Annotated in this window: 10 protein-coding genes; 1 reads left to right on the forward strand and 9 read right to left on the reverse strand. The window is 32.7% G+C overall.

Features of this window, described 5'->3' with window-relative positions; translation table 11 throughout:
• The coding region (locus tag LWW95_10985; protein MDL1957547.1) for a ferrous iron transport protein A at nt 1-234 on the forward strand (234 nt) is incomplete at its 5' end.
• 38 nt (nt 235-272) lie between these two features.
• On the opposite strand, the gene LWW95_10990 is transcribed toward LWW95_10985, so the two are convergent.
• From LWW95_10990 to LWW95_11030, 9 genes are all read right to left on the reverse strand, one after another.
• A complete protein-coding gene (locus LWW95_10990; protein MDL1957548.1) occupies nt 273-1,136 on the reverse strand; it encodes a radical SAM protein in 864 nt (287 codons plus the stop codon).
• A complete protein-coding gene (locus LWW95_10995) occupies nt 1,133-1,285 on the reverse strand; it encodes a hypothetical protein (GenBank protein ID MDL1957549.1) in 153 nt (50 codons plus the stop codon). Before LWW95_10995 ends, LWW95_10990 begins: the two co-directional genes overlap by 4 nt.
• 5 nt (nt 1,286-1,290) lie before the next feature.
• Nucleotides 1,291-2,781 carry a tetratricopeptide repeat protein gene (locus LWW95_11000; GenBank protein ID MDL1957550.1) on the reverse strand — a complete coding sequence of 497 codons (1,491 nt, stop codon included), beginning with the start codon at nt 2,779-2,781 and terminating at the stop codon, nt 1,291-1,293.
• Nucleotides 2,778-3,314, reverse strand: a complete 537-nt coding sequence (locus LWW95_11005) for a flavodoxin domain-containing protein (protein ID MDL1957551.1) — start codon at nt 3,312-3,314, stop codon at nt 2,778-2,780. The genes LWW95_11000 and LWW95_11005 overlap by 4 nt, the downstream gene beginning before the upstream one ends.
• On the reverse strand, nt 3,311-4,732 hold the full coding sequence (gene hutW, locus LWW95_11010; protein ID MDL1957552.1) for a heme anaerobic degradation radical SAM methyltransferase ChuW/HutW: 1,422 nt from the start codon (nt 4,730-4,732) through the stop codon (nt 3,311-3,313). The genes LWW95_11005 and hutW overlap by 4 nt, the downstream gene beginning before the upstream one ends.
• Nucleotides 4,726-5,355, reverse strand: a complete 630-nt coding sequence (locus tag LWW95_11015) for a hypothetical protein (GenBank protein MDL1957553.1) — start codon at nt 5,353-5,355, stop codon at nt 4,726-4,728. Before LWW95_11015 ends, hutW begins: the two co-directional genes overlap by 7 nt.
• 306 nt (nt 5,356-5,661) lie before the next feature.
• Nucleotides 5,662-6,399 (reverse strand): ferrous iron transport protein A, encoded by a 738-nt coding sequence (locus tag LWW95_11020; GenBank protein MDL1957554.1) that lies wholly within the window; start codon nt 6,397-6,399, stop codon nt 5,662-5,664.
• Nucleotides 6,400-6,426: 27 nt separating this feature from the next.
• A complete protein-coding gene (locus LWW95_11025; protein ID MDL1957555.1) occupies nt 6,427-6,912 on the reverse strand; it encodes a NifB/NifX family molybdenum-iron cluster-binding protein in 486 nt (161 codons plus the stop codon).
• Nucleotides 6,913-6,984: 72 nt separating this feature from the next.
• On the reverse strand, nt 6,985-8,970 hold a 1,986-nt coding region (locus LWW95_11030; protein ID MDL1957556.1), incomplete at its 5' end, for a TonB-dependent receptor.

The following is an 8,970-nucleotide window of genomic DNA, read 5'->3' on the forward strand; positions in this document are numbered from 1 at the left end:
AATCGCTTAATTCCACTCAGTATGGTAGGTAAAAATAAGGAAGTAACAGTAGTAGGCATAAATGCAGGTAGAGGACTACAATCAAGACTTTTTAGCTTAGGAATTATTCCAGGAGTTACTATAAAAGTGCTTAATAATTCAGGTCCAGGTCCTGTAATTATATCAATAAAAGATACAAGACTTGTCCTTGGATGGGGTGTAGCCCAAAAAATCATAGTAAGTGAACCAGGTTAGTAACTTTATAATCCTTCATACTGACAACAATGAATTCTTCAGCAATAAAACTTGCCATTTCTGGAACCTAATGGGCATTTATTGTTACATATAGGGTTCTTATTCATATTTTTAATAAAATTAATCTTTTTTAAATATATATTTTTTGTATCATCATGGTTAAAGACATTACCCAGGTAAAGCTCTAAAAGATAAGGGCAAGGAGTAATTTTACCTTCAACTGTAACAAAGATACTATATCTAACTGCAACACAAGGTATAGAAGGTTTTGGAGGTAGGTATAGTTTTATCTTTAATTCTTTTGCTAATTTTTTTGCTTTTTTAAATAACTCTCTTTCCTCTTTAACAGAAATATAGTTAACATTAGGATGAACTTTAAATAACCTATGTAAGACTATTGCATCTATATTTAATTGAGAGGTAATTTTTATTAAATCCAAAATTTGATTAAGATTTTCTTTGTATATAACAATATCCATATAAATTTTTGGCTTTTTCAATCTTTCTTTATTTCTTTTTTCTATTAACTCTTTAATTTGTGGGAAAATAGATAAAAGAATTTTCTTATTATGTATTCCAAAAACAATAATACTTAAACCACTATCAAAAATTTTTTCTAAATTTTCTTTAAGCAGAGTTCCATTAGTAGTAAGCTCTGTAGAAATTCCTTGTGACTCAGCATATTCTATCATTTGAAATATTTGAGAATTAAGTAATGGCTCACCCCATCCATGCAGACAAACATGCCGAAAATTACCAAAATTCAATACTTTTTTAAAATTCTCAAAAGATAGTTGAACATTTTTTTTATTTAAATTTTGTCGCATACATATCTTACAATTTAAGTTACATTTACGAGTAGGTTCAATTTGCAAAATTAAATCTCTATTTAGCCAATTCATTTAAATATCTTTGGCTTTTTCCCACGCAAAAAATTCCAAACTAACCCAGCAAAAAGAACTGTCAAGGCACTTATATGAGGCAAAAGTCTGCATAATCCTGTGCAACCACTAATTTTCCCTTTTGTAAGAACACTTACTGGAACACACATAACTTTCACCTCCCTTTATATAATTTAGATAAAAGTTTTTCAGTCTCTTTTATTACTTCTTCAAATCCACGTTCTTTTGCTAATTCTATTGTCTTTTTAAAATATTTTTTTGCTTTATCTTTATTCCCTGCTTTCATGTAAGCAATACCAATATATTTATGAGCATCTAAATAATAATTTGTATGATTAACTGGTCTATCTGAAAACACCCTTCTTTTTATTGTCTCTTTAAAGTCAGAGATTGCCTTATTATATTTATCAAGCTCTAAATAGCATAATCCTCTTTTAAGATATAGTTTATGAATGCTATATTCATCTGCTTCTTTAATTTTTTTGTTATATAATTCTAAAGCCTCCTTTATTTTTTCTTTTGCCTTTTTTATATCACCCTTCTTTTTATATACTTTACCTAACCATAATCTTGCTTCTGCATCTATCCCATATTTTGACTCACTTAATGCCTTTTTAAGATTAAGAATTGCTTTATCATACTTACCAAGCTTATAATAGCACCTTCCTTTAGTAAAATAATAAAATGTAGCCTTCCCATATCTTTTAGGATTACTTTCTTTTATTTTTATTGTTTCATCAGCATATTTAATAGTATCTTCCCATTTCCCTAATTCCCAAGCTGCAACTGTTCTATGACCAAGGGCATTAGTAATATTTTTATTTAGTCCTACCTCTTTATTTGCTCCTTTTTTATAAAGTTCAATTGCTTTAGTAAAATCAGAAATTGCCTCTTCAAGTTTCCCTGCAGCTAAATAGTTTCTTCCTCTACTAGTATATACACCAGCTAAACCCTCTTCTCCTACTTTTTTTAATATCTCATCTTTATGACTAAGTGCCTTATTATATGCTTTGGTTGCTAAATCCCAGTCTCCATGTCTATAAAATAAATTCCCCATTCCTTGATAAGCTAAAATATAAGAAGGATCTAAATCAAGAACTTTATAATAATCTAAAAGGGCTTTATTATAATAATCCATTTCTTCAGAAGGAAATTTAGGAGGTATAGTGTTATATTTATGATGGTAATGAATTTGTTCAGTATAAGCTAATGCTCTATTATAATAAGCATCTACAAAATCAGGTTTTAATTCTATTGCTTTAGTAAAATCAGAAATTGCCTTCTTAAGCGGTTCAACATTATAAGAGGAACCTTTTTTAAAATACGCTAAACCCCGATTATAATAAGCATCTGCAAAATTTGGTTTTATCTCTATAGCTTTTGTATAATCAGCAATTGCCTTATTATATTCTTCTAAATTATAATAAGCTAATCCTCGATTGTTATATAAAGATGCATCATTTGGATTATATTCTATTGCTTTTGAAAAATACTCTATTGCCTGCTTGTAATTTCCCTTTTTATATTCAATAAGACCTAATTTTTCATATTTTACTACACGCAAAGTATCTACCATAGAGATAATAACAATCCCTATAAGGATTATTAAAATTATACTTATTATGTGTCTTTTTTTATTCTTCATAAATTTCCTCCTTTTAACCGCCATAAAATCTTTTCAGCAAAGGTCCAAGCTTCTTGTTTATTTAACATTGTTTTATAAGGCACTTTATCTATCTGTTGTTTTAAAACTTTCTGGTAAAACCAAAGTAATTTTTGGTAATCATCCTGGCTTAATTTAGCAGGATTAATTTCCCCGTGTAAAAGACCAGCATGAAGTGGCGGATTTTTAAACTTCTTTATTAATGGAAGTAGATACTCCCATCCCCCCCAAATTTTGCCTTTTAAATATACTCCCTCAACATCCATACATACTGCATAAAGTACAACTTGTTTTTCTTCCAGTATATCTAAATATTTATCAATATAGGTATTGATTTCTGGTAAGACCCTTTCATTATAAACACCAGAACCTATAATAATTAACTCATACGCAGATGGTGCAGGTGCTTCTTTAACATCTTTTATTTCAGCTACAAAACCTAATCTTTCTACAATCCATTCTCCGATCAATTTAGTTGAACCATAACGACTGGCATAAACTAACAATGTCTTCATCCTTTATCCTCCTTTTCTATTATTTCTTGAAACCAATTAAAGAGAAATTGGCATAAATTAACATGCCAAAACTCACCTGCCGGAGTAAGTTTCAACCAACCATCTTCAAAATAAATCAATCCAGCTTTTTCCCATTGAATCAAAAGTGGAGAAAATATTTTTAATAGATCAATCTTATACTTTTGACTTAATTTACTCAGAGGACAAGCATTTTGTTCTATTCCACTTTCTATTTCCTTTAACAATAACCAATAAGAAGGATACTGTATTCCTATGGCTAAAGGTTTCTGAGATTTATCTAAAGATCGATAATAATGTTTGAGATCGTCAGTTATGTAAAAGAAATAGCCTTCCATCCACCCTGCAGCTCCGCATCCAAAAGGCAAACAAACACTTGGTTGTTTAACAAGAAGATTATAAGCATTTCTTTCTCGATATCCATAGCTCCAGTGTGTTTGTGAAAGACGACGACAGCAGGCTTTTTCCAAAATCTTTTTCCCCAGAGCAAACATCTCAGCTCGCTTTGCTAAATCCGCTGGAGGAGCTATACGTTTTGCATTTACAGCTTTCTCTAATGCACCACCTTGATAAACAATTAATTCATATAAATCTACTCCATCTAATTCCAAATCAAGCCAAATTTGAATATCTTTCTCCCAAATTGCTATACTCTGATAAGGTAAGCCATAAATCAAATCAATAACAATAACAGCCTGGTCAATGCTTTTCAAATACTTCAGTCTTTCTATAACTTCTTCTTTCCTTAGTTTCCGACCCATTTTTTGACGCACCTGTGTATCAAAACTTTGCACACCTAAAGAAAAACGGTTAACACCTGCCTCTAAACAGGCTTTTACTTTCTCTTCGTTAAAATTATAAAAACGCCCTTCTACTGTCCATTCACAATCATTAGCCAAGGGTAAATATCGTTTAATGGCATATAATAATTTAAAAAGCAATTTAGCAGAAAGGGCAGTGGGGGTGCCACCTCCTAAATAAACAGCATGAATGGGTGCTGCTGATACATAAGGCATATCAGCAGCCATTTTTAATTCTTGAATAAGATATTCTACATATTTTTCTGCTTCTTTTTCCTGATAGGCATACCGGTAAAAACCACAATAGAGACAATATGTTTCACAAAAAGGAATATGAAAATAGGCTGTACGTTTAAGAGATGAAGGTAAGGTATACATCAAACGCTGCCATGTGTTCTGAATTTCATTTGGTTTTAATGGTAATCCTTTTATAAAAGGATGAACAGTAATCTTTCTATCAAAAGCTAAACGCAAAGGATCTTTTGTAACTTTAGCAAAATATTTTTGTGCCTTTGAAACCAATTCCTTCCTCCTTAAAATTTTTTTCTCATCTCTTAATTCCCTTCCATAATCCATACCTCTTAATATTCCTTCTACCATAACTTTAGTGGATGTCTCAGAAATAAAAAAATCATCTTTTTTGTAGTCAATACACCAGCATTAGTTGAAACCATCAATATTGTGATAATGTATAAATTCAAAATAATTAATACTATGCTTGTAATCACTCTTTCGTGATGTTCCAGAAAAGACCACTTTATTTTTTTTACACCTTTTAAACCTATGTTAACCATCAAGAACATACCCAAGATAGTTACAATTAAATAAACAGCTGAGACCATAGTAATACCAGGCCAACCTCTTGCTCCCGTCACAAAAAAGCGGTATCCAATTGCAACACATAGAGAAAAGAAAAATGCAGTAGCCAAAGAAAGTATAATAACAAATTTTGACTTGTTTGAAAGTTTATTGGTCTTAATAAAACCTTTATGATTGTGTTGATTGTAATTTTTAAAGTCCAAAGATACATAGACAAGTCCTAAGCTGACCAAGATCAAAGGAGCTACAATTCTCATTACAAATTTATAAGTGGAAGAAAGTTTATAGCCAATTATCCCAATGATAATTCCGATTAAAATAATGCTGAGTATATAAGGAATAGCAATAAGAACTGTAATCCAGAATACCTTTTTTCTTGACCGTTTTTCAGTTTTGCCAATCATAATTATAGGTATTCAATGATCTGGCATTATTGCATAAATCATACTCAGCAAGAAGGCACCAGATAAAATTGATATCATACCGATATCAAAATTCATTGTAGACTCCTCAAACCTTTATCTCTCCTCCTTCGAAATATAAACTACTCAATCATCTAATAACCTATAAGCTATTCCCAATCTTATTCCCTGCCCTTCAACCATTTTCTTGGTTAACTTCTGCACCTTAATCTCTTTTCCCTTTTTAATATTGATTTTCTTGCAAATAATTTATTTTTCTCTCTTCTTTTCTTTAAAAATTTCATAGGTTCAGTCTAACGGGCTAACCATTATTTTTTCTGCCATGCCGTGGCCTATAGAAATAGTGGTACCACCTAAAACTGTTAAATAAAAGATGCAACCAATGTGCTTTGCTGGACCGGTGGTAGATTTTCTTGAAATTAGCTTTATGTTTTTCCCCTTTTCTATTCCAGCCTTTTTTAGTCTTTCCTCCAAGGCGATACCACTAATGATGTCGACAAATTCGCCTTCAGCACCGACCTCAAGCTGGCAGAGTTGAAAAATCCTATCTCCTACTTTAATTAACAACTTGGAGGCCTCTCCTGTACAAAGCTCAATTTGATTTCCATTAGATACAATGGTGTAATTCTCTTCGGCTAAATGCCCTTTAACCTTGATATTTTCCCCTTCTTTTAGACCCAACTGTTCAAGCTCATCTTTGATTTTCTTACCACCTTCAATTCCTATAATTACTCCATCATCACCAGCCTCCAATTCTAAAAGGCGCATATGTTTCCCATTGCCTGTCTTTACAATCACCTTGTCCGCAATTCCTTGAGCCAAAACTATTTCTTTACCTTGTATTTCCACTGCCAAAGGACCACGATGCTTATGAGAAAAAGTAGATTTTAACTTGATCTCTTCGCCTTCTTTGATACCCAAATCTTCAAGATACTCTTTGAGATCCTTTCCTCCTTCAATTCCTACAACCTCAAACCTTTTGTGTTCACTCTTTACCCAATCTTTTAAACTCTTTATCTCTGCCATCACATACCTCCTTTTTTATTTTTTATGTTACGGTAAACGCCGCACTTGGCCGCCACATTTGGGACACACCATCTGCCGACAAGGCACTCCCGGCTGGCCGTTGAAAATATAACCACAATTGAAACACACACATTTTTTACTACCTTTTTGAGAACAATTAAAAAGGTCTTCGTTGATGTTATCAAGTATGGGTAAAGGTTCCTTAAAAAAGCCTTGAGCAAAGAGCTTTAGGTTTTCTTTAACATCATCTGCCTTAGCCTTAAAAACCTTTACCTGCCCTTCCCTTAAAACACGAAGAGCATTAAGACCAATGTTTTTAACAACAACCATTTCCACCCCCTGATTAATCAACCACTGGGATACCCTGATACCTACCCCTCCGGGCTCGTTTAAATAAGGATTTTTTAAAAATTGCCCATTTTCCCCATTGGTGAGATAAAAATATCTCGCCCTGCCAAACCTATCGCTAACTTTGGGTTCTTGCCCTTTTTCTTGGACTGGAAAAGCTATCATCTTTCACCTCCTACTATGAATTATATTATTTTTATCTTTTATCCTCCTCTCTATTTTTGCTCCTTCATTACCTTAAAACATTATCTTTAGACCACCAAAAATCATCCGTCCTGGTGTCTTCCACTGATACGATTCCTGCCAGCTTTCATCAAAGAGATCTTGTATTTCTAAAGATGCTTTAATAAATTTAGTAATATTTCTGGAAATCTTGATATCAACAGTAGTATAGTCATCCAGTTTTTGGGTGTTTTCTATATCATCATAGCGATCACTCACATAACGTAGTCTCAAGTTAAAAGTAAAAAGATTAGGATTACTATAAGTAAAACCAGCATTAAACCTATGTCTCGGCTGGTCAATAAGTCTGTTTCCCTCCAATTCAGGCCTATCTTTGTATTCATTTATTTCAGTATGAAGATAGTTATAATTAGCATAGAATATTAGGGATCGGAAAGGCTTGTATTCTAGCTCTAATTCTATTCCACTTGTTTCTGCCTCATCTATATTTTCCCATCTGTAATACTTAACTCCTTTTTCTGTTTTGTAATAAACCCTATCCATCCAGTTATTTATATCATTGTAAAATCCGGTTATCCTTAACATCATCTGATTCCCAAAATGCTTTTCTATTCCTATTTCATAGCCAATAATATACTCTACATCCAGATCAGGGTTTCCTTCATTAAATTTCCCTGGTGGACATTCCCATGTACCATACAAGGAATATAAATATGGGATATTGGATGCTCGTCCAACAGAAGCCCGCAGTATGGTAGAATCAGTTAAATGATAAACCAATCCCAATTTTGGATTAAACTGCATACCTGATTTATCAGAATATTTTTCTTTTTTACCTGTTTTTGAATCAAAATAAGAAGCATCATATGTTTTATACCAATCTAATCTTGCACTTAAAGTAACAAAAAGATTTCCTGGTCCAATTTTTCCCACATTAATTTCATCCTGAATAAAAAAAGCGCCCCGATATTGTTTCCCCTCTGTTCTGGTTTTACGGGTAGAGATCTGCCAGTCACATTTATTTTCCATTTTACCCAGACGATGCTCTGTCCCAAAAGTGAAAAAATGTTTCTTTTTCACTGGTATACTAATACTTATCATGCCTCCTATATCCTTCACAGGAATCTTGCTTATCATCTCAATGGTATCAAAAGCTTTTTTTATTCTTTTGTTTGGCTTTCGGTCATAAGTAAAATCAAAATCTTCATCTAAGTAATAAAGGTAAGAGGAAATATTAAAATTTCCTTTTTTATTGTAGCTTAGAATTAACCTCTTTCTTTCAAATTCTCTATAATTATATTTTCGTCCATTAGAGATATCATCATTCCAGTAAGAATAAATAAGACTAAGAGAGGAAAGGGGATTAAATTCATAGAGTAATTTAAGAAAAGCGTTGTTTGCATTTCTGTCCTGATCCACAATGGCATCTCTAAACTTCTTTTGAACCCATTTTGGCTTTGTAGCAATAAATGAATCTGACCATGGGTTATATCCATCTGTTTCAAGATGATTGTAATAAAGTAAATATCCAAGTTTTTTCTTTAATGTACCAGTCAATGACACTCCGCTATCCCAAATATTAAATGTGGCATATGAACCTTCTACTGTAGTTTTTAGTTTTTTCTTTGGTTTTTTGGTAATAATATTAATTACTCCACCCATGGCACTTGTGCCATAAAGAGATGAATTTATTCCCCTTACGACCTCTACTCGTTCTACAAGGTCTACAGGAATTTCGTTAAGTTTTCCGCCTCCGCAAGCAATCCGATTTATAGGTGTTCCATCTAACAGAAGCAAAGTCCCTCTGGGATGAGGGAAGCCCCTTAGGCGGATATGTGTGCAAGAGCTAGAAATACCACGCGGTCTTTTTACATCTACACCTACCACATTTCTGAGTAAATCATCTACATAACGAGCAGAGGTTGCTTCTATCTCTTCCTTAGTTATAATGGTTACATTATTAGGCACATCCTTTACTGGTCTTTCTGTTCTTGTGGCAGTTATTACCACTTTTCCTATCTCTACTTCCTTTGGTTTTTT

Source organism: Candidatus Desulfofervidus auxilii, assembly GCA_030262725.1.
In the GTDB taxonomy this organism is placed as follows: domain Bacteria; phylum Desulfobacterota; class Desulfofervidia; order Desulfofervidales; family Desulfofervidaceae; genus JAJSZS01.